This is a genomic window from Micromonospora sp. PTRAS2 (assembly GCF_054052245.1).
In genome coordinates this window covers 18,741-40,323 of the sequence record NZ_JBSWBU010000001.1, presented here as the reverse complement: position 1 = coordinate 40,323, position 21,583 = coordinate 18,741, and the positions used below count along the sequence as shown (strand labels likewise).

Genomic DNA, 21,583 nt, shown 5'->3' with positions numbered 1-21,583 from the left:
GTCCCTCCTACGGCCGGAGCCGTACCGGCAACTGGTCGTACCCGCGCAGCACCCGGGTCGGGCGGCGGCGCGGCACCCCGGCCAGCGCCGCGTCGGGGTAGCGCTCGAAGAACGCGGCCAGCCCGACCTGGCCCTCCAGCCGGGCGAGCGCCGCGCCGAGGCAGTAGTGCACGCCGCTGGAGAACGAGAGGTGGTCGCGGGCGTTGGCGCGGGTGACGTCGAAGCGGTCCGGGTCGGCGAAGACGGCGGGGTCCCGGTTCGCGCCGCCCATCATCGGCACCACGACCTCCCCGGCGCGCACCCGTACGCCGACCACCTCCGTGTCGGCGAGGCAGTAGCGGGCGGTCGTCTGGGCGGGCGAGTCGTACCGCAGGATCTCCTCCACCGCGTTGGCCCACCCGTCGGGCCGCCCGCGCAGCGAAGCGAGCTGGTCGGGGTGGCGGATGAGCAGGTGGATGCCGGTGCCGAGCAGGTTGACCGTGGTCTCGAACCCGGCCACCAGCAGCAGGCCAGCGAGGGCCAGCAGCTCCTCCTCGGTGAGCCGCTCGCCGTCGCTGTCGAGGTGCACGAGGCGGCTGAGCAGGTCGTCGCCCGGGTCGGCCCGCAGCCGGGCGAAGTGCCCGCGCAGCCACCCGTTGAGCTGCCCGATGGCGGCCTCGGCGGCACGGTATTCCCGCAGCGTCAGCCCGAGGTCGAGCGTCGGGGTGGCGGCCTCACCCCAGGCCAGGAACCGCTGCCGCAGGTGCTGCGGCACGCCGAGGATCTCCGCGATCACGGTGAGCGGCAGCAGGCTCGCGTAGCGCCCGATCACCTCCACGGTGCCGGCCGCGTCCGGGGAGAGGTCGTCCAGCAGGGCCGAGGCGTGCCGCTCGATCCGGGGCCGTAGCCCCTCGATGGCCCGGGGGGTGAAGACCTTGGCGACCAGGCGGCGGTAGCGGGTGTGCGCCGGCGGGTCGACGACCAGCATCGAGGGCGGGTCAGCCGGGCCGATGGGCCGCCCGCTGCGGCCGAGGCGGCGCAGCACCGCGAGCGGGCCGGGTGCCGGCAGCGAGCCGGGGTCGCTGCTGAATGCCTCGCCGCGCAGCACCGCGACGACCGCGTCGTGCCGGGTGGTGCTCCACATGAGCCGGCCCCGGACCAGCGCGCCGGCCTCGCGGACCTCCCGGTAGAACGGGTACGGGTCGTCGCGGATCGCCGGGTCGAAGAAGAGCCGGGCCTGCGCGTCGCCCCGGCGGGCGGCGAGGCCGATGCCGAGCCGGGCCAGGCCGTGCCGGTCGACCCAGCGCACGAGGGTCCCCGGTCTGGTCAGCTCCACCCGAACCTCCCGCCATCAGCCATGTCGGACGCCCGTGCAATTCCCATCATGGCCATGGCGCGCGTCAATTCCTATCAGCGCGGGGGATTTGCCGAGGTGATCTCGAAAAGAACTTATACCCCAGCCGGAGACGTCGGCGCAACGACCTCTTTCTTTGCATGAGAATTCGATGTGAAGGTGCCGAACTCGCTGACGTAAACGTCGTAACTCCGGTACTGTCCAGCGCCATGGCAGCGACGAAAGTCGATCAATATTGTCATGTGACGGCGCGTCGGTCGTGCGGTTCGGTCGTGAGGGGTGAGCAGTGAAGAATGTCGACCGGGCACCGTTGACCACAGTTCAGGCCGACATCTGGGTAGCTGGTCGACTATGTCCGGAGCTGCCCCAGTTCAACGTCGGGGGATACCTGCGGTTCACCGGGCCCGTCGACCTCGACCTGATGCGTACCTGCATGAATCGGGCCGTCCTGCGGAACGACGCGTTGCGGCTGCGTTTCGAGGAAGAGAACGGTGAGCCCTATCAGTGGGTCGAGGACGAACCACCGGTAATTGCCACCATCGACTTCTCGGAAGACGCCGACCCCCGTGCGGCCTGCCATTCCTGGATGGCCCGGTCGTTCGACCGCCCGTTTCGGCTGCGCCGGAGTCGAATGTACGAACTGGCCCTGCTCGTCGAGAGCGAATCGGTCACCTACGCGTACCTCAATGCCCATCACCTCGTCACCGACGGCTGGGGCGGGCGGCTGCTGCTGCAGCAGGCGAGCGAGGACTACGCCCGCCTGCTGCGCGCCGGGGCGAGCGCCGAGGAGCCGCCGCCGTCGTCGTACCTGGCCGTGGCCCGCGCCCGCGCCGAGCGCCCGCGACCGGCCCCCGGCGAACGGGACCGCGAGCACTACCGCGCCGCGCTGGCGGGCGTCGCGCCGGCCCTGTTCCCGCGCCGCGCGACCGCCGACCGCCCGACCGGCGACAGCGGCTCGACCGGTGGCACCCGCTCGGTCGGCGGCAGGCCCGCCACCAGCGGGCGGCACAGCTTCTCCATCGACCGGGCCCTGGTCGACCGGATCACCGCCCGGGGCGAGTCCCCGTTCACCGTCGTCGCCTCCGCCCTCGCCACCTACCTCGCCCGGATCCACCGCACCGACCGGGTCGTCCTCGGCGTACCCCTGCTCAACCGCCGCACCCACGTCGAACGCCGCACCGTCGGCCACTTCGCCAACGAACTGCCCCTGCCGGTCCGGATCGACGGCGCGCGACCGCTGGCGGACCTGGCCGCCGAGGTGCAGACGACCCTGCGCGCGCTCTGGGCCCACCAGGGACTGTCCCGGGGCGAGCTGCTGCGCGGCGTGGCCCTGGCCGACGGCGGGCGGCAGCTCTACGACGTGACCCTGTCGTGGATGCGCTGGCCCCGCCCGGAGCCGGTCCCCGGCGTCGCGCAGCGGACGATGGTGCGCAGCCGGCTGCACGACGGGCACGTCCTCGCCGTGCTCGTCAACGACTTCGACGACGGCCCGCTGACGGTGGACCTCGACTACGCCCCCGACGTGTTCGACGCGGACTTCCCGATCGAGGCCCTGGGCCGGCACGTCGTCACGCTGCTCCGCAACGCCCTCGACCGACCCGACCGGCCGCTCGCGCAGACCCCGATGCTGCCCAAGGTCGAACGGGACCGGCTCACCCGGGGGCTCAACGACACCCGGGCCGACCTGCCCGACGACCTGACGGTGCACGGCCTGTTCGCCCGGCAGGCCGCCCGCACCCCGGACCGGACCGCGCTGGTCGTCGACGGCACCGACGAGACGGTCAGCTACGCCGACCTCGACGCCCGCGCCAACCAGGTGGCCCACGCCCTGCGCGACGCCGGCATCGGCCGGGGCGACCGGGTCGCGGTCCTCGCCGACCGGGGGCCGGGGCTGCTCACCGCGATCCTGGGCACGCTGAAGGCGGGCGGGGCGTACGTCGCGATCGAACCCGACCATCCCCAGGCGCGGCTGCGGCACCTGCTCACCGACAGCGGGGCCCGGGTGCTCGTGGTGACCGGCGACACGCCACCGCCGCCGGTCGGCCCCGGGGTCGCCGTCTGCCACCTCAAGGCCATGACCGACCGGCCCACGACGCCCGTGGCGCCGGTCGCCGAGGGTGCCGACCTCGCGTACGTGTGCTACACGTCGGGCTCCACCGGCCGCCCCAAGGGGGTGCTGATCGAGCACCGCTCGGTGGTCAACCGGCTCGCCTGGATGCAGCGGCGCTACCCGCTGACCGGCGACGACGTGCTGGTGCAGAAGACGCCCGTGTCGTTCGACGTCTCCGTGTGGGAGCTGTTCTGGTGGGCGCTCGCCGGGGCCCGGCTGGTGCTGCCCGAGCCGGAGGTGCGGCGGGACCCGGCCGTGCTGCTGCGGACGGTCGCCCGGCAGGGCGTGAGCGTCGTCCACTTCGTACCGTCGATGTTGGGGCCCTTCCTCGACCTGCTCGCCGACGACCCCGCGGCCCGCGCGGACGCCGCCGGACTGCGGCTGGTCTTCGCCAGCGGCGAGGAGCTGCCGCCCCGGCACGTCGACCGGTTCCACCGGCTGCTGCCCGCCGGGCCGCCGGCACCCCGGCTGGTCAACCTGTACGGGCCGACCGAGGCGACGGTCGACGTCTCCCACTTCGAGTGCCGGCCCGACCCGGCCGGGCGGACCGCCCGGGTGCCGATCGGCCGCCCGATCGACAACATCCAGCTCTACGTGCTCGGCCCCGGCGACGAGCCGCAGCCGGTCGGCGCGCCCGGCGAGCTGTGCATCGCCGGGATCGGCGTCGCCCGGGGCTACCTGGACCGGCCCGAGCTGACCGCCCAGCGGTTCGGCGTGGACCCGGTGACCGGCGGCCGGCTGTACCGCACCGGCGACCTCGCCCGCTGGCTCGCCGACGGCACCGTCGAATACCTGGGCCGCCTCGACGACCAGGTGAAGATCCGGGGCAACCGGGTCGAGCCCGGCGAGGTCCAGCACGCCCTGGCCGCCGTGCCCGGCGTGCGGGAGGCGGTCGTGGTGGCCCGCACCGACCCGGCCCGGGGCACCCACCTCGTCGGCTACTACCGGGCCGACGCCGACCTCGACCCGGCGTGGCTGCGCGCCCAGCTCCTGCACGGGCTGCCCGACTACCTGGTCCCCGCCCTCTTCCACCGCCTCGACCGGATCCCGCTCACCGCCCACGGCAAGCTCGACCAGGCCGCCCTGCCCGACCCGGCCGCCGGGTCCGCCACCGATCCCGCCGTCGGGCCCGTCGACGGCGGCCCGCCCGCCGGTGCCGCCCGCGCCGACGCCGGGACCGGGCCGGGCCCCCGCGACGAGGTGGAGCGCACCCTCGCCGCGATCTGGGCGCGGGTGCTCGGGGTGCCGTCCGTCGGCATCCACCAGGACTGGTTCGCCGTCGGCGGCGACTCGATCCTCGCCCTGCGGGTCGGCGCCGAGGCGGCCCGGCACGGCCTGCACGTCACCGTCGCCGACCTGGTGGCCCGGCCCACCGTGGCGGCGCTGGCCGCCCACGCCCGCGCCGCCACGCCGCCGGCCGGGGAGCAGGACGCGCCGCCGGAGCCGTTCGGGCTGGTGTCGCACCTGGACCGGGCCGCGCTGGGCGACGCGCAGGACGCCTTCCCGGCGACCCGGCTCCAGCTCGGCCTGCTGTTCCACGGCAGCGAACGCGAGGACGCCACCGCCTACCACGACGTGTTCCGCTACTCGCTGCGGCTGCCGTGGGACGAGGTCGCGTTCCGCGCCGCCCACGCCCGGCTCCTCGACCGCCACCCGGCCCTGCGCTCCTCGTTCGACCTGGGCGGCTACTCCGAGCCGCTCCAGGTCGTGCACGCCCGGGTGACCGGCGGCCTCGACGTCGCCGACCTGCGCGACCTCGACGCCGCCGCGGCCGACGCCGAGGTGCTGGCGCACATGCGGCAGCGGCGACGCCACCGGTACGCGTTCGACCGCGCCCCGCTGCACCTGATGCGGGTGCACCTGCTGCCGTCCGGGGCCGTCGACCTGGTGTTCAGCTTCCACCACGTGCTCCTCGACGGCTGGAGCGTGGCCACCGTCGTCGGCGACCTGCTGCGGACCTACCTGCGCCTGGTCGGCGTCGACATCGACCCGCCCCGGGCGGCCGCGCTGCCCTCCCCGGCGGCGTACGTCGTCGAGGAACGCCGCGCGGTCGACTCCGTCGCCACCCGCGACTTCTGGCGGGCCCGGCTCGACGGCGCGGAGCTCACCCAGATCGAGGGCTGCCGCCAGTACGAGCCGCCCGGCGACGAGGGGACGATCATCCGGCACGTCCCGCTGCCCGACGACCTCCAGGACCGCATCCGCGGCTTCGCCGCCGCGCACGGGCTGCCGGTCAAGTCGGTCCTGCTCGCGGCGCACTGCCTGCTGCTGCGGCTGTACTCCGGCGCGGCGGACGTCACCACCGGCCTGGTCACCCACGGGCGGCCGGACCGGCCCGGGGCGGAACTCGTCGCGGGGCTGTTCCTCAACACGGTGCCGCTGCGGGTCACCCCCGGCGCGCGTACCTGGCTGGAGCTGGTCCGGCAGGTCCACGGGCAGGAACGGGAGTGCCACCCGCACCGGCGCTACCCGCTGCACGCCATCGTCGGCGACCGGGGCGGCGAGCCCGTCTTCGAGACGGCCTTCAACTACGTCCACATGCACGTGCTGACCCCGCTGCTGGAGCTGCCCGAGGTCGAGCTGCTCGGCTTCGACACCTGGGAGGAGACCAACTTCACCCTGCTGGTGAACGTGTTCGTCAGCCCCGCCGACCGGCGCGTGTCGCTGCGCGTCGACGCCGACGGGCGCACCCTCACCCCGGCGCAGACCGACCTGCTGATCGACGCCTACCTGCGCATCCTCGCCCGGATCGTGGCCGACCCGCAGGGCGAGCCGGACTTCGGCTTCCTCGCCGCCGCGCCGCAGCCCGCCGGCCCGCCCCTGGAAACCCCCGGCGACGTGGGACGCCGCCTCGCCGCGCACGCCCGGCGCACCCCGGACGCCGTCGCGATCACCTTCGACGCCGAGGCTGCCTCCGGCGGCCCGCCGCAGCGGTGGACCTACGCGCGGCTCGATGAGATGGTCGACCGGATCGCCGTCGGGCTGCTGTGCGCCGGGGTACGGCCTGGCCAGCTCGTCGGGATCGCCCTGGACCGATCGCCGGAGATGATCGCCGCGATCTACGGCATCGCGCGGGCCGGGGCCGCCTGCGTCCCGCTGGACGTGACGTACCCGGCGGAGCGCATCGCCGCGATGGTCGAGCAGGCCCGGCCGGCGCGGATCGTGACGCACCGGCGGCACCGGGGCCTGGTGGGCGACCAGGCGACCGTCCTCGACGTGGCCGACCTCGTCGCGGACCCGGCGACCGGTGGCGTCGTCGCGGACCCGGCGACCGGTGGCATCGTCGCGGGGCCCGCAGTCACCGACGAGGCCGTGGCGCTGCCCCGGGTCACCGCCGACGACCTGCTCTACGTCCTGTTCACCTCCGGCTCGACCGGGGTGCCCAAGGGCGTGGCGATGACCCACGGCGCGCTCGACAACTACCAGGCGTGGCAGATCCGGGCGGCCAGCGCGGCGGCCGGCGGCACCACGCTGCAGTACGCCCCGCTCAGCTTCGACGTGTCGTTCCAGGAGATCCTCACCACGATCAGCGCGGGCGGCACCCTGCGGATCATCGACGAGGACCTCCGGAGGGACGTGCCGGCCCTGCTGCGGCTGCTCGACCGCGAGTCCGTCGCGCGGATCTTCCTGCCGTACGTCGCGTTGCAGCAGCTCGCCGAGGCCGCGGAGCTGCTCGGCATCCACCCCCGCGCGCTGCGGGTGGTGATCTCCTCCGGCGAGCAGCTGCGGGTGACCGCCGAGATCCGGCGTTTCCTGGCCGCCCTGCCGGCCGGCGCGGTCCTGGAGAACCAGTACGGGCCGACCGAGACGCACCTGGTCACCGCGTACCCGATGACCGGCGACCCGGCGCGGTGGCCCAACCTGCCGCCGATCGGGCCCGCCATCGCCGGGGTCGAGATGCACCTGCTGGACGAGCGGATGCGGCCCGTGCCGACGGGGGTGACCGGCGAGCTGTACTACGGCGGGATCCAGGTCACCCGGGGCTACCACGGCCGGCCGGGCCTCACCGCCGAGCGCTGCGTGCCCAACCCGTTCGGCCCGCCGGGCAGCCGGCTCTACCGCACCGGCGACCTGGCCCGCTACCTGCCCAACGGGGACCTGATCTGGGTGGCCCGCACCGACACCCAGACCAAGATCCGTGGCTTCCGGGTGGAACCCCTGGAGGTGGAGATGGCGGTCATGGAGCTGGCCGCGGAGTACCCGGGGATCCGGGAGGCCGCCGTCGTCGCCCGCCGCCGGGAGGGCGTCGACTCCTACCTCGCCGCGTTCCTCGTCGGCGACCCGGACGCGGTCGACCTGGCCGACGTACGCGGCCGGCTGCGCGCCACCCTCCCCGAGCACCTGGTGCCGGCGCGCTGGCAGTGGCTGCCGGGGATGCCGCTGACCCCCAGCGGCAAGCGCAACGACCGGGCCCTGCGGGAGCTGCCGCTGGAGCTGGCCGAGGCGCCCCGCGTCGCCCCCCGCGACCGGTACGAGCGCGTCGTCGCCGACATCGCCGCCGACCTGCTGCACCTGCCGGCCGTCGGGGCGCACGACAACCTGTTCGAGCTGGGCGGCACGTCGCTGACCGCGATGCGGCTGGTGGTGATGCTGGAGAAGCGGTTCGGGGTGGCCGTGCCCGTCTCGGCGTTCGTCGCCACGCCGACCGTGGCGGGCGTGGCCACGCTGCTGCGCTCCGGCGGGGCGGACCTCACGTTCGACCCGCTGGTGCCGATCCGGGCCCGGGGCGACCGGCCACCGCTGTTCCTGGTGCACCCGCTCGGCGGCAACGTGCTCTGCTACGTCCCGCTGGCCCGCCACCTCAGCCCCGACCAGCCCCTGTACGCGTTGCAGGCCGCCGGGGTGGACGCGGGCACCGAGCCGCTGCGTACCGTGCCCGAGCTGGCCCGCGCCTACCTCGACGCGATCCGCCGGGTTCAGCCCGACGGCCCGTACGCCATCGGCGGCTGGTCGTTCGGCGGGGTGGTCGCCTTCGAGATGGCGCGACAGCTTCGCGAGGGCGGGGCCGGGGTCGACCGGCTGATCCTGCTCGACCCGATCGCCCGCCGGCCCGGCGACCCGGTGCCGGTCGCCGACGACGTCCTGCTCGACTGGTTCTTCTGGGAGTTGATGCGGCTCGGCCACGACGGGGTGCCGACGCGCGGCGTGCCGACCGAGCTGACCACACCCGAGGCGAAGCTCGACTTCATCGCGGGTCGGGCCGGCGAGAGCGGGGTGCTGCGCCCGGGCAGCCCGCGCGGCTCGGTGCGCCGCCTCTTCGCGGTCTTCCGGGCCAACTGGGAGGCGATCATCTCCTACCGGCCCGAGGTCGTCGACCAGGACCTCACCCTGCTGCGGGCCGCCGACCCGCTGCCCGCCGTGCTGAAGCCCATGCACGATCTCGCCGGCACCCTGCACCTCGACCCGCGCAACGGCTGGGGCGAGCTGACCACCGGCCGGGTCGACGTGATCGACGTACCCGGTGACCACCTGGTGCTGATGGACGAGCCGTACGTGGCCGAGGTGGGGCGGCGGATCACCGGGCTGCTGGCGGACGACGCCCCGGCCCGCCGGCCGGTCGGGGACGCGCGATGATCGCCCCCGCCGGCTCCGGCGGCCCGGCCCGCGCCGCCGGCTCGGTGCAGGCCGCCGGTTCGGGCCGCCGCCGGCCGAAGGCCATCATCGTCGGCGCGGGCATCGGCGGCCTCGCGGCGGCCGGCGCGCTGCGCCGCGTCGGGGTCGACGTGGAGATCCACGAGCAGGCGTCGGAGCTGCGGGCGGCCGGCTCGGCGCTCTCGCTGACCGCCAACGCCCGCGTCGCGCTGCGCTGCCTCGGCATCGACCTCGACGTGGAGCGGCACGGCCAGGTCTACCCGGAGCTGCACTTCCGCACCGCCGCCGGGCGGCCGATCAGGACCGTCCGGTTCGCGCACCTCGGCGACCGGGTCGGCGCGCAGAACGTCGCCATCCACCGCGCCGAACTGCACCGGGCCCTGCTCGCCGAGGCCGGGGACCCGCCGATCCGGCTCGGGTCCGCCGCCCGCCGGTTCCACCGCCACCACGGCGGCATCCGGGTCGAGTTCGCCGACGGCACCAGCGCCGACGGCGACCTGCTGATCGGCGCGGACGGCTTCGGATCGGCGGTACGCCGGCAGCTCGTCGGCCCCGAGCGCCCCCGGGAACCCGGGTACGTGTGCTGGCTGGCGACCGTCGCATACCGGCACCACCTGGTGCGCGACGGGTACGCCGCCCACTACTGGGGGCGGGGCCAGCGGTTCGGGCTGGTGCACCTCGGCGGCGACAACGTCTACTGGTGGGGCACCCGCAACATGCCGCCGGAGGCGGCCCGCGACTGGCGTGGCGGCCGGGACGAGATCCTCCGCGCGTACGCGGGCTGGGCCGACGAGGTGGTCGAAACCGTGGCCGCCACCGCCGACGCGGCGGTCATCAGCGTCCCCGCCCGGGACCGCCCCGCCCTGCGACGCTGGGGCGACGGCGCGGTCACCCTGCTCGGCGACGCGGCGCACCCGATGCTGCCGAGCCTCGGCCAGGGCGCGGCGATGGCGGTCGAGGACGCGGTGGTGCTGGCCCGGTGCCTGGCCGGGGCCACCGACCTGCCGGGCGCGTTGCGCCGCTACGAGGCGGCCCGCCGTGACCGCACCCGGCGGATGATCCGCCAGGCGCACTCGCTGAGCCGGATCGAGCAGCTCGCCAGCCCCGCCGGGGACCTGGCCCGCCGCGCGTACCTGCGGTGGCTGCCCACGCGCCTGGTCGACCGCCGCAACCTGGCGGACCTGACCTTCCCCGACGCCCTGCCGGCGGCCGGGCGGTGAGCCCCGCGCGTGGGGCCCACCGGGCGCTCAGCCCGCTGGAGCGCTGGTACTGGATCGCCGACCAGGTCTCCCCGCTCAACGTCATCGCCCGGGTCCGGGTGCGCGGACACCTGCCGCCGGAGCTGCTGCGGGCGGCGCTGGACGACCTCCAGGCCCGCCATCCGCTGCTGCGGGTGGCCATCGCGACCCGGCCGGACGGCCGGCGACCCCGGTTCGTACCGACGGACCGGCCGATCCCGCTGCGGCGGGCCGCGCCCGGCAGCGACGGTGCCGCCGACGCCAGGCTGCCTGCCGCCCCCGGCGTGCCCACCGATCCCGCCGCGGCCGCTGACCCCGACGCAGGTTGGCTGCGCGAGGTCAACGAGCGGGAGCTGGCCGACCGGGTCGACTGGCGGGCCGGCCCGCTCTGCCGGGCCGTCGTGCTGACGACGGGCGCTGCGCCCGGGGACGCGCACGACCTGATCCTGACCCTGCCGCACTGCGTGGCCGACGGCACGACCGCCCTGTCGCTGCTGCGCCAGTGGATCGAGCACGCCGACCGGCTGGCCGCCCAGGGCCCGCCCGGCCCGGACGGCCGAACCCCGGTCAGCGCCGAGCCGGCCCTGCCACCGGCCGAGCGGATGTTCCCCCGCCGGTACCGGGGCGTCACCGGCGCGCTGCGGCTCGGCGGGCAACTGCTGCGGGACCTGTACGCGGTGCGCCGGCACCGGCCGACCCGGGTGACGCCGAGCCGGTTCGTGCCGTTCACCGAGCGCCGGAGCCGGCTGCTGCACCGCACGCTCACCGCCGAGCAGGTCGCCGCGCTGGCCCGGGCGTGCCGCCGGGAACGGACCACGGTGCACGGTGCGCTCGCCGCCGCCATGGTCCTCGCGGTCGCCGCCGAGACACCCCCGCCCGCCCCGGGGCACGTGGCGATCGGTTCCCCGGTGGACTTCCGGGCCGCGCTGACGCCCCCCGTGCCCGAGCGGGCCGTCGGCGCGTACGTCGCCACCGTCCCCTCGTTCGTGCCCTACCGGCCGGGCGTGTCGCTGTGGCAGGTCGCCCGGTCGATCAGCGGCGACCTCGCGGGCCGTCGCCGCCGGGGCAGCCATTTCGCCATGGTCGACCTCGTCCGCCTCTCCTGCCCGCCGTCGGTCGCGGCCAGCGGCCGGTTCGTGGAGCTGACCGAGCGGACCGGGCCGGTGAACCTCTGCCTGTCCAACCTCGGCCGGTACGACTTCCCGGACCGGATCGGGGCCTGGCGGCTCGGCGGGGCGCAGTTCGTCGCCGGGCTCTCCGTCTGCGGCTACTTCGTCGCCACGGCGAACACCAGCCACGGGGAGCTGGCCTGGAACTTCGTCCACGTGCCGGAGGCGGTCCCGGACGCCAGGGCGGCCCGCCTCGTCGCCGCCTGCGTCGACGCGGTGCTGGCCGAGATCGGCGAGTCGGCGGCCGGTGCCGGGGAAGCGGCGGCCGGGATCGAGCCGACGGCGACGGGGGCCGAGGGAGCGGCGGCCGAGATCGACGAGACAGCGGCCGGGACCGACGCAACGGCGACGGGGGTCGCGGCGGTGCCGGCCGGAACCGACAGAGGGGCGGGAACATGATCGGGGCCGGACGGCGGATCGACGCGCGGGGCCGGGCCGTGGTGGTCACCGGCGCCTCGTCGGGGCTCGGCCGGGAGGCCGCGCTCCACCTGGAGCGGGCCGGTTTCCGGGTCTTCGCCGGGGTGCGTGACCGGGCCGCCGCCGACGACCTGGCCGCCGCCGCCACGGCCGGGCGGCTCACCCCGCTGCGCCTCGACGTCACCCGGGCCGACCAGATCCGGGGCGCCGTCGACGAGGTGGCCCGGCAGGTCGGGGCCGGTGGCCTCTGGGGGCTGGTCAACAACGCGGGCATCAGCCTGCCCGGCCCGCTGGAGTGCGTGCCGCCGGAGCAGCTGCGGCGGCAGCTCGACACCAACGTGGTCGGCCAGGTCGCCGTGATCCAGGGCTTCCTCCCGCTGCTGCGCACCGGCCGGGGCCGGATCGTGAACGTCACCTCCGGCCTGGGCCGGGTCGCCCTGCCCTACCTGGGCGCGTACGCGGCGGCCCAGTTCGCCAAGGAGGCGGTCAGCGACAGCCTGCGGCGCGAGCTGCGGCCGTTCGGGATCGCGGTGTCGGTGGTCCAGCCGGGGGCGATCCAGACGCCGATCTGGGACAAGGTCGCCGACGCCGGGACGGAGACGATGGCCCGGGCGGCGGGGCGGGCCGGCGACCTGTACGCGGAGCCGTTCGACCGCTTCCTCACCCGGCTGGCCGCGCAGGCCCGGCGCAGCGGGACCACCCCGGCGGACTTCGCGCGGGCGGTCGCCCGGGCGCTGACCGCCGCGCGGCCGAGGACCCGGTATCCGGTCGGCGGCGACGTGCGGTTGGGCAGCCTGGCCGCCCGCCTGCTGCCCGACGCCCTGCTCGACCGCAACTTCGCCCCGCTCGTGCGGCCCCGCCCCGACCGGCGACCCCCGACCGGCGACCCGGGTCCCGCATCCGGCGACCCGGGGCCCGTGCCCCTCGCCCCGACCAGCAGTGAGGACTGACCAGCATGGACGCCGACCAGCAGGCCCGGACCCAGGCCCAGGCCCGGTTCGCCCGCAACCTGGAGTTGATCTCCGAGGGGCGGATCACCGAATGGGTGGAGCTGTTCGACCCCGAGGGGGTGCTGGAGTTCCCCTACCCCCTGCCGGGCATCCCCGCGCGGTTCACCGGCCACCGCGAGCTGTACGAGCACATGAAGGACTTCCCGAAGCAGTTCGACGTGCGCTTCTCCGGCCTGACCTTCCACGAGACCACCGACCCGGAGCTGGTGATCGCCGAGTTCGTCGGTGCCGGCCGGGGCGTCGTCACGGGCCGGCCGTTCCACCAGGTCTACATCTCGGTGGTGCGGTTCCGGGACGGGCGGATCGTCCACTTCCGGGACTTCTGGAACCCCCTGGCGACCATCCGGGCCGGGCTGACGATCGGGCACGCCTGGCGTGGCCTGGTCGACCTCCTGCGGCCCGCCACACGCCGCCGCCCGAAAGGGCCGGGCCCCGGTCGGGGGTGACCGTGGTCCCGCCACCCGTGGGGTGGGGACGGACGGGGGGCCGGCCCGCGGCGGCGGGCCGGCCCCCACGTACGCGAGGTGGTGCGCCTACGGCTTCCAGGAGCCGGCGGTCTCCAGCTTGTGCCGGTATTCCAGCTCGCCGTTCTTGTTGGTCACGTCGAAGGTGACGCTGCCGGTGCGCTTGCTGCCCTCCCGCAGGTTGACCCCGGAGTCGAGCAGGTCGCCGCAGCCGGCCAGCGCGCCGGCGATCCCGTTCGCGGTGGTGCCGTCCTCGGCCACCCACTGGAAGTAGAATGGGTTGATCGACATGTTGCCCTTCTTCACCGTCGCGGTGACGTCCGCGATCAGGTAGAGCCCCTTGTCGGGGTCGGGCGAGTACGACTTGCAGCCCTTCGTCGAGGTGCGGAACCGCAGCACCGTGATCTCCAGGGTGCCGTCGTCGTCGGTGATGACCAGGCTGTCGCCGGCCTTCATGTTGAAGGTCTCACCGTCGGCCGGTGCGGACGACGACGAGGAGGTCGGGCCGGCGCTCGGCAGGCCGCTCGGTGCGGTGGTGACCCGGGGCAGGTCCGGGAACTGCCGCTCGGCCTCCTTCGCCGCCTCGTTGGCCCCGGTGACCAGCGCCACGATGCCGCCGACGCAGCAGAGCAGCGCGAGCACCACCACGATGACCACGATGATGACGATCGGCTTCTTGCTGCTCTTGTTGGCCGGCGGGCCGAGCGGGTAACCCGGGCCCGGCGCGTAGCCCGGGCCGGGCGGGTACGACCCACCCGGGGGCGGCGGGTAGGCCGGCCCCGGCGGTGGCGGGTAGGCCGCCTCCACGCCCGGCTGGTACGTCGGGTCGGGGGTGGGCGGCGGCGTGAACCCACCCGGCTGGTACGGCGAACCCGACGTGGGCTGGTACGGCGAGCCCGAGGTCGGCTGGTACGGCGCGCCGGACACCGGCGGCGGATAGGGCGCACCCGAGACCGGCGGCGGCGGGTACCCCGCGCCCGAGACCGGGGGCTGGGCGGTGGTCGGCGGCAGGGGCGGCGGGGCGGTCGGATCGGCCGGCCACGGGGGCACGGGTGCCGTCGCTGGATCCTGGTTCTGCTGGTAGGGGTCTTGCGGCGGCCCGTATGGGTCCTGGGGGTGGCTCACCGTACTCCTCGGCACCTCATCGCGATCTCGAACGCCCTGACGGTATCGCTCCTGGCCAAGTCGGGGATCGCCCCGACCGTCTCATCGGGGTAACAGGATGGCGGCGGTACGGACCACGTCGGCGTCGACGGCGAACCGCCCGGTGACCGTCGCGGGCGGGTCGGGCACCGGGGCCGCGTCCAGCCTGGCGGGGGAGATCCGGGCCGTGAACAGGCCGGAGTCCGGGTCCAGCTCGATGCGGGCGTCGTGGAAGTCCAGCCACGTGCCGACGATCGGGTGCCACACCTTGTAGACGGTCTCCTTGGCGCTGAACAGCACGACGGGCCAGGGCGCGGTGTCGGGGAGCCGGGCGCAGTCGTCCCACTCCTCGGGCAGGCCGACCAGCCGGCGTACCCCCGGGTTGAGTTCCCGGTGCCGTTCGGCGTCCATGCCGACCGATCGGATCTCGTCGGCGCGGGCCACGGCGGCGGCGCAGTAGCCCGGCGTGTGGGTGATGGTGCCGACCACCCCGGGCGGCCAGACCGGGGAGCGGTCGGGCGCGGCGGGTACGGCGACGGCCGGCACGCCGAGCCGGGCGAGCGCCCGCCGGGCGCAGACCCGCCCGGCGGTGAAGTCGCGCCGGCGGCGCTCGACCGCCCGGTCACCCAGGCAGGCCCGCTCGGCGGGCAGCAGCTCGCCGTCCCCGTCGTCCCCACCGGCGACGGCCACCGCGACCTCGGGCGGCAGCAGGTCACGCATCCCGGCCCCCGCCGCCCCCGTCGCGGCCCCGACCGCCCCGCACGCCGCTCATCGCCGTCGAACGTACCGCACCCGTCCCCGCGCCGGCGGGCCGTGGGATCGGCGGTCGGCACGCGCCGATCCCACGGCCCACGGCAGGGGCCGGGCCGGCGGGGGTCAGGGCCGGCGGGGACGGCGGGTCAGCGCGAAGCCGACGACGCCGGCCACCGCCGCGAGCACCCCGCCGACCGTGGTCCAGACCCACCGCGACGACAGGTCCGGCAGCCACCCGGCGAGGAGGCTTCCGTCGTCCTCCTCGTCGGCCGGGGCCGCCGCCGGGTCACCGGTCAGCACCGTCCCGGCCTTCGTGTTTGGCACCAGCGGGGCCTTCAGCTCCCCGTCGTCGGCGGGGGCGTCGCCGTCGCCGACCTCGGCGACCAGCAGGTCCACGTCGACCGGCAGGCCGAGGTCCGGCTCCGGCAGCTCCACGACGGAGAGCCGCACGTAGTACGTGCCGGGCAGCGGGTCGGCCGACCACGGCTCGGCCCACGACCGGACCCGGCGCAGGGTGCAGCCCAGCGCCACGCTGGTCGCCGACGCCCCGGCGGTCGGGGTCTGCGCCCCCGCCGTGCACGCCTGCCGGCGGCGCAGGCCGTCGAAGACCTCGACGGTCCAGGTGGAGTCGCCGGTGCGGCCCTTCGGGAAGGTGACCGTCGCCGCGATCTCGTGGACCTGCCCGGCGCTGGCCGAGAACGACCAGTAGAGGTAGTCGCCGCCTGACGCGCCGACCCGCACCGGCTGGCCGGCGGTGATCGGCGTGGCGGTGAGGAACGAGGTGCCGGCCTTGGTGACCGTCGCGGCACCGGGCGAGGGGGTGGGCGCGGCCAGCGCGGGGGCGGCCGGGAGCGTCAGCGCGGCGGCGGCGACCAGCGCCGCCGAGGACCGGATCAACGGGGTACGCATCGTCAGTTCTCCCTCCAGGTGGCGACCCACCAGCGGGTGAGCAGCCCGGCGACGAGCCCGGTGACCAGGCCGGCCAGGGTCAGCAGCAGCAACAGCACCCAGCCCCGGCCCAGGTCCGGCCCGCCGGGGTCCGGCGACGAGGCGACCACGTCGACGGTCAGCTCGATCGGCATCCCCGGGCTGGCCCGGGTGCCGGGGCGCGGCGCGAACGCGTTGCTGACCACCAGGCAGACGGTGGTCGGGGCGGCCGCCGTGTCGCCGGCGGCCGGGCTCGGCGTCTCCCCGTCGTCGGCGTCCGCGTCGGCGTCGGCGTCGGCGGCGGCCGACCAGCGCAGGCCGGCGGAGACCACGTCGGTGCGACCGCTGCCGGCGTCCACGCCCCGGACCAGCTCCCGGCCGTCGGGGGCGGTGGCCCGCAGCAGCACCGCGTGGTCGGGGTTGACCGGGCGGTCCAGCGCGATGCTCACCGAGGCCCGCAGCTCCTGACCCGGGCGCACCGGCACCCGGTACCAGCGGTGCTCAGAGAACTGTTCCCGGTCGGTGTAGACGCCGGGGGCGAGCAGCGGCGCGTCCGGGCACCGGGCGGAGCCGCCCACCACGGTCGGTGCGGCGGTGTAGGTGTCCCGGGCCCGGTCCACCAGCTGCTTGATCCGGCCGGTCAGCTCCTCGGCGCTCTGCGCGGCCGTGTACGTCCCGCCGGTGGCGCCGGCGATGCAGAGCAACTGCCGGCGCACCTTCTCGTCGGGGGCGAGCCCGAGGGTGTCCACCACCAGCTTGGTGCCCTGGGCGGCCAGCTCGCGGGCCACCTCGCACGGGTCCGGCGGGGCGCAGGTGTCCTCGCCGTCGGTGATCAGCACGATCCGGCGGGCGGTGGCACCCGTGCCGAGGTCGGCGGCGGCCGAGCGCAGCGCCAGCCCGACCGGGGTGAACCCGGTGGGCCGGAGGGTGGCCACGGCCGCCTTGGCCTGGGCCCGGTCCACCCGGCCGACCGGCACGATCTGCTGGGTGTCCTGGCAGCCGACCTTCTTGTCCTTGCCCTTGTAGGTGGCCCCGAGCACCCGGATGCCGAGCTGGGTCTCCTCGGGCAGCGCGTCCACGACCTCGTTGAACGCCTGCTGCGCCACCGAGATCCGGCTGCGCCCGTCGATGTCCCGGGCCCGCATCGAGCCGCTGACGTCGAGCACCAGCTCGACCCGGGGCGGCTCGGCAGCGTTCTCCTCGTCCGCCCGCGCGGGTGCGGGACCACCCAGCGCGACCGCCGGACCGACCAGGACGGTTGCCGCCAGCAGTCCGCGGAAGACGGTTGTCCATCGTCTCTTGTTGATCACCGGGGCGAGTGTAGTGAGATCCACTTTGGAGGCTCAGGCGGCCCTCAGGCGCCCGGCGGCGGGGTGGGCCGGACCCTCGGCGCGGCCGGAAAGCTCCGTAAGGTCCCCGCTGGATGACTGACGGTTAGCTGCCGCATGTAAACCATTAGGCTGGTGTTGCTCCGTCGGAAATCTGACCCGAGTCCACCCGTTGTGCCGGTGGTGCCGGGTGGTTAAGCTCCTATTGCGCGCCCCAATCGCCCGCTTCCCCCGTGGCAGGCGATCGGGGCGCGCGTCTTTGCGCCCAGGAGCCGTTTCCCCGCCCCGGTGGCCCGACAACCGGGCCCGCCCCGGGGCCCGGTTGTCCGATATCCGACGGCTGGCGCGTCAGATCCAGCGGCCGTCCAACCACATCCGGGCCGACCACTCCGCGTACGGCAGCAGCTTGCCCACGAAGATCGGATAGAAGTACGCGAAGCAGAGCGCCACCAGCAGCACGTACGCGCCCACGATGACGCCACCCACCAGCCGGCGTTCCGCCGCCTCGTCCTCGCCGTCGGCGGAGGCCCCCTTGGTGGCCGGCGCCCGCGCCCCGTCGGTGGCCGGCGTGACGATCGCGCCCAGCACGTAGACGACCGCGAGGACCAGGAACGGCAGGGCCGGCGCGGTGTAGAAGGAGAACATCGTCCGGCCGTCGAGGGCGAACCAGAACCAGGGCAGCAGCCCGGCGGCCACGCAGAGCAGGATCGCCCCGGCCCGCCAGTCCCGCCGCGCGAGGCCGATCCAGGCTGCCCCGAACAGGGCGGGCAGGAACGACCACCACAGCAGCGGCGTGCCCAGCAGCAGGATCTCCGAGGCGCAGCTCGGCGCGCCGCAGGCGCCCTCGCCCGACCAGTGGAACGCCACCGGCCGGCCCAGCAGCAGCCACTGCCAGGGCCAGGACTGGTATTTGTGCGGGTCGTCGAGCTGCTTGTGGAAGCCGTACGCCGCCTTGTGGTATTCCCACAGGTTGTTCAGCGCCCCGATGATCGGGGTGTCGCTCAGGCCCGGCACGTTCGGGTACTTGGCGGCGAGGCGGTAGTAGCCGTCGTCGGTCAGCAGCCAGCCCGACCAGGTCGCCACGTAGGCGACGACCATGAGGACGCCGGCCAGCACCAGCCAGGGCAGCTCGTCGAGCAGCGCGTCGCGCCACGGCCGGCGCACCCCCGCGGAGCGGCGGACGCCGACCTCCCACAGCAGGGCCAGCAGCGCGAAGGCCGGCAGGAAGTAGAGGGCGCTCCACTTGACCGCGCAGGCGAGGCCGAGCAGCACCCCGGCGGCCAGCCGCCACCACGGCCAGTTCCGCCAGCCGCCGGCGGGCCGGCCGGCGCGGCCGGGCGCGGTGGGGTCGAGGCCGGCGTCCAGCGCCCGGCTCCACCGGCGACGCCGGGCGTCCCGGTCGAGGACCAGCGCGCCGAACGCGGCCAGCACGAACAGCAGCAGGAAGATGTCGAGCAGGGCGGTGCGGGACAGCACCAGGTGGAAGCCGTCGAGGGCGAGCAGCAGGCCGGCGGCGCAGCCGAGCGTGGTGGAGCGGAACAGCCGGCGGCCGATGCGCACCAGCAGCAGCACCGAGACGATGCCGGCCAGCGCCGCGCCGAAGCGCCAGCCGAACTCCGGTGCGGTCGTCATCAGGTGCCCGGGCACGGAGATGTTGTGCTCGGCGTCGGAGTAGCCGAACGCCCACTCGCCGAGGCCGATCAGCCACTTGCCCAGCGGCGGGTGCACCACGTACGACGGGCCGTTGTCCTTGTAGTTCCACTCGACGCCCTTGTCGACGAGCCCCCAGCCGTCGCGGGCGTAGTAGATCTCGTCGAAGATCTTGCCCTTGGGGTAGCTGAGGCCGACCAGGCGCAGGATCGCGGCGATCGCCACCACCACGGCGGTGGCGATCCACGAGTTGACGTCCAGCCGGGCGTCGACGGTGGCGAGCCGCCGCCGCACGATCGCGGGGACGCCCCCGCCGCCGGCGTCGGGGGTGGGGGGAGGCCCGGACTCCTCGGTCGCGTCGCCGGCGGACCCGGCCTGCTCCGGTCCCGCCTGGCCCGCGCTCGCGCTCTGCGCTGTCGACGCACTCGTCACGCAGCGATCGTAGGCTGCGGAGGTGCCCGGTGGCGCCCGTCGTCCCCGATATCGGTACAACTGTCGATGAAGGAGCGCTTCTCTTGGGTGAAATGTCCGAATCCGGACGCCTGATCCTCCTCGGCGCGCCGCTCGGCAACCCGGCCGACGCGTCCGCCCGGCTCCGCGAGGTGCTCGCCGCCGCCGACGTGGTCGCCGCCGAGGACACCCGGCGGCTCACCCGGCTGGCCCGCGACCTCGACGTCACCGTCGGCGGCCGGATCGTCTCCTACTTCGAGGGCAACGAGGAGCGGCGCACCCCCGAACTCGTCGAGGTCCTCCGCGAGGGATACGTCGTCGCCCTGGTCACCGACGGCGGCATGCCCAGCGTCTCCGACCCCGGCTACCGGCTGGTCCGGGGCGCCCTCGACGCCGGGGTCCCGGTGACCGCCGCACCCGGGCCCAGCGCCGTCACCACCGCCCTGGCCCTGTCCGGCCTGCCCAGCGACCGGTTCTGCTTCGAGGGCTTCCTGCCCCGCACCCCCGGCGCGCGACGGTCCCGGGTGCGCGCCCTGGCCGGCGAGGAACGCACCCTGGTCCTCTTCGAGGCCCCGCACCGCATCGCGGGCGCGCTCGCCGACCTGGCCGCCGGGTTCGGCGCCGACCGCCCGGCCGCGCTCTGCCGCGAGCTGACCAAGACGTACGAGGAGGTGGTCCGCCGCCCCCTCGGCGAGCTGGCCGCCTGGGCCGCCGAGCACGAGCCGCGCGGCGAGATCACCCTCGTGGTGGCCGGCGCGCCACCGGCCGCCGCGCAGCGCCCCGACGACGAGACCCTCCGCGCGGCCGTCGCCGAGCGGGAGGCCGCCGGCCTGTCCCGGCGCGACGCGATCACCGAGGTCGCCACCGAGTACGGCCTGCGCCGCCGCGACGTCTACACCACCGTCCACGCCTGAGGTGCAAGGAAGGGCACCTTGTTAACGCATTCTGTATAGGAAGGGCCCCTTCCTAACCGGCGGGCGGGCGGGCGAGCGCAGCCGGCGGGGCGGCGGGCGGGCGGCGAACCGGCCGGCGGGGGCCGGGGCGGGCGCGCCTACCAGGCTGCGGCGAGGAAGCCGGCGCTGATCACGAGCGGGCCGGCCACCGCGACCGCCACCGCCCAGCGGCGGGCCCGCCGGTCGGCCAGCCGGGCCGCACCGGTGTACCGGGCGATCCCCGCGCCGCAGGCCAGCACCAGCAGCAGCCCGAGCAGCCAGCGCAGGTGCCGACCGGCGCCGGTGTCGGCGTACGCGGTGTCGCCCGACGGGCCGGTCATCCGGGCGGTCAGGGTGGAGCCGGTGGCGGTGCGTTCGGCGGGCACCCCGCTGACCCGTACCCCGAAGGCGATGAACCGCTCGCCCTCGGCGGTGAAGACCCCCCGGCAGCGCTGCGTCAACCCGGCGCCCGTGCACTCGCCGATCACGACGGTGCCGGTGGTGGCGTGCCCGAGGGCGAGCCAGAACGGGCCGACGCTCACCCAGGCGAAGAAGGCGGCGAGCAGGCTGAGCGCCAGCAGGGCGGAGAGGCCCTGCCAGGGGTCCGGTGGGTGGGCGGGCCGGTCGGCGGCGCGCCGCCGGCGGGTGCCGCCCCGGGGGTCCGCGTCGGCGGCGCGCCGCCACCAGCGGCGGCGGCCGTGTTCCTCGCGCAGGGGGGTGCCGTCCCAGTGCACCTGTTCGATCGGGGCCCAGAACAGCCCGTCGTCGTCGCCCTGCGCGTCCTCGTCGGGGGCGGGGGCCCGGCGGAGCCGGCCGCCGGGCTGCCGGACCGGAACCCGGCGCGGCACCGCGTCGACCGGGGCGCCGGTGGTCGGCTCCACCTCCACCGGCTGGTCGGGGCCGACCGCCTGCCCGGGCAGCGCGGGCGGGCCGGGCTGCGTGGTCGGGCCCGCCTGGGCGGGCCGGGCCGCCTGCGCGGGCGGCGCGGGCGCCGATCCGCCGGGCGGCTCCTCGTGCCCCTGGGCGGCTCGTCTGCCAGTCACGGTTTCATTGGACACCGGCAGGTG

13 protein-coding genes are annotated in these 21,583 nt (G+C 75.6%); 6 read left to right on the top strand and 7 right to left on the bottom strand.

The genetic code is table 11. The features are described 5' to 3' along the window. Positions 1-7 precede the first annotated feature (7 nt). Positions 8-1,315, bottom strand: a complete 1,308-nt coding sequence (locus ACVMYR_RS00160; protein WP_457120809.1) for a cytochrome P450 — start codon at positions 1,313-1,315, stop codon at positions 8-10. A 328-nt stretch (positions 1,316-1,643) separates the two neighbouring features. Between ACVMYR_RS00160 and ACVMYR_RS00155 the strand changes: the two genes are divergently transcribed. Genes ACVMYR_RS00155 through ACVMYR_RS00135 form a run of 5 tightly spaced genes read left to right on the top strand, consistent with a single transcriptional unit; the run spans position 1,644 to position 13,315 of the window. Next, the gene (locus tag ACVMYR_RS00155) at positions 1,644-9,017 is read left to right on the top strand and encodes an amino acid adenylation domain-containing protein (RefSeq protein ID WP_457120808.1); all 7,374 of its coding nucleotides are present in this window, start codon (positions 1,644-1,646) and stop codon (positions 9,015-9,017) included. After that, positions 9,014-10,255, top strand: a complete 1,242-nt coding sequence (locus ACVMYR_RS00150; RefSeq protein ID WP_457120807.1) for an FAD-dependent monooxygenase — start codon at positions 9,014-9,016, stop codon at positions 10,253-10,255. Before ACVMYR_RS00155 ends, ACVMYR_RS00150 begins: the two co-directional genes overlap by 4 nt. Further along, positions 10,252-11,841: a phthiocerol/phthiodiolone dimycocerosyl transferase family protein gene (locus ACVMYR_RS00145; protein WP_457120806.1), complete on the top strand. Its 1,590-nt coding sequence runs from the start codon at positions 10,252-10,254 to the stop codon at positions 11,839-11,841. Before ACVMYR_RS00150 ends, ACVMYR_RS00145 begins: the two co-directional genes overlap by 4 nt. Beyond that, positions 11,838-12,809 carry an SDR family oxidoreductase gene (locus ACVMYR_RS00140; RefSeq protein WP_396791442.1) on the top strand — a complete coding sequence of 324 codons (972 nt, stop codon included), beginning with the start codon at positions 11,838-11,840 and terminating at the stop codon, positions 12,807-12,809. The genes ACVMYR_RS00145 and ACVMYR_RS00140 overlap by 4 nt, the downstream gene beginning before the upstream one ends. Positions 12,810-12,814: 5 nt before the next feature. After that, positions 12,815-13,315, top strand: a complete 501-nt coding sequence (locus tag ACVMYR_RS00135) for a nuclear transport factor 2 family protein (protein WP_077936039.1) — start codon at positions 12,815-12,817, stop codon at positions 13,313-13,315. An 87-nt stretch (positions 13,316-13,402) separates the two neighbouring features. Here the strand turns inward: ACVMYR_RS00135 and ACVMYR_RS00130 are convergent, their stop codons facing one another. The 5 genes from ACVMYR_RS00130 to ACVMYR_RS00110 all read right to left on the bottom strand — a co-directional run bounded on the left by ACVMYR_RS00130 (position 13,403) and on the right by ACVMYR_RS00110 (position 19,566). After that, entirely contained in the window at positions 13,403-14,458 is a 1,056-nt protein-coding gene (locus ACVMYR_RS00130; protein ID WP_077936040.1) for a DUF4352 domain-containing protein, read from the bottom strand. An 81-nt stretch (positions 14,459-14,539) separates the two neighbouring features. Continuing rightward, on the bottom strand, positions 14,540-15,196 hold the full coding sequence (locus ACVMYR_RS00125) for a 4'-phosphopantetheinyl transferase family protein (RefSeq protein WP_457120805.1): 657 nt from the start codon (positions 15,194-15,196) through the stop codon (positions 14,540-14,542). 156 nt (positions 15,197-15,352) lie between these two features. Continuing rightward, complete coding sequence (locus ACVMYR_RS00120; RefSeq protein WP_077936042.1) at positions 15,353-16,138, bottom strand: peptidase; 786 nt, start codon at positions 16,136-16,138, stop codon at positions 15,353-15,355. 2 nt (positions 16,139-16,140) lie between these two features. After that, a complete protein-coding gene (locus ACVMYR_RS00115; RefSeq protein ID WP_457120804.1) occupies positions 16,141-17,466 on the bottom strand; it encodes a VWA domain-containing protein in 1,326 nt (441 codons plus the stop codon). 366 nt (positions 17,467-17,832) lie between these two features. After that, positions 17,833-19,566 carry a dolichyl-phosphate-mannose--protein mannosyltransferase gene (locus tag ACVMYR_RS00110; RefSeq protein WP_457120803.1) on the bottom strand — a complete coding sequence of 578 codons (1,734 nt, stop codon included), beginning with the start codon at positions 19,564-19,566 and terminating at the stop codon, positions 17,833-17,835. Positions 19,567-19,658: 92 nt separating this feature from the next. Between ACVMYR_RS00110 and rsmI the strand changes: the two genes are divergently transcribed. Continuing rightward, on the top strand, positions 19,659-20,498 hold the full coding sequence (gene rsmI, locus ACVMYR_RS00105; protein WP_077936045.1) for a 16S rRNA (cytidine(1402)-2'-O)-methyltransferase: 840 nt from the start codon (positions 19,659-19,661) through the stop codon (positions 20,496-20,498). A gap of 137 nt (positions 20,499-20,635) precedes the next feature. Here the strand turns inward: rsmI and ACVMYR_RS00100 are convergent, their stop codons facing one another. Beyond that, positions 20,636-21,559, bottom strand: coding sequence for a hypothetical protein (locus ACVMYR_RS00100; RefSeq protein WP_457120802.1), 924 nt, complete (start codon positions 21,557-21,559; stop codon positions 20,636-20,638). Between the last annotated feature and the right edge of the window lie 24 nt (positions 21,560-21,583).

Bases quoted from the DNA above. Each gene is read 5' to 3' on its own strand.
- ACVMYR_RS00150 (WP_457120807.1), top strand. From the start codon at position 9,014: ATGATCGCCCCCGCCGGCTCCGGCGGCCCGGCCCGCGCCGCCGGCTCG.
- ACVMYR_RS00140 (WP_396791442.1), top strand. From the start codon at position 11,838: ATGATCGGGGCCGGACGGCGGATCGACGCGCGGGGCCGGGCCGTGGTG.
- ACVMYR_RS00135 (WP_077936039.1), top strand. From the start codon at position 12,815: ATGGACGCCGACCAGCAGGCCCGGACCCAGGCCCAGGCCCGGTTCGCC.
- ACVMYR_RS00125 (WP_457120805.1), bottom strand. From the start codon at position 15,196: ATGCGTGACCTGCTGCCGCCCGAGGTCGCGGTGGCCGTCGCCGGTGGG.
- ACVMYR_RS00120 (WP_077936042.1), bottom strand. From the start codon at position 16,138: ATGCGTACCCCGTTGATCCGGTCCTCGGCGGCGCTGGTCGCCGCCGCC.
- rsmI (WP_077936045.1), top strand. From the start codon at position 19,659: ATGTCCGAATCCGGACGCCTGATCCTCCTCGGCGCGCCGCTCGGCAAC.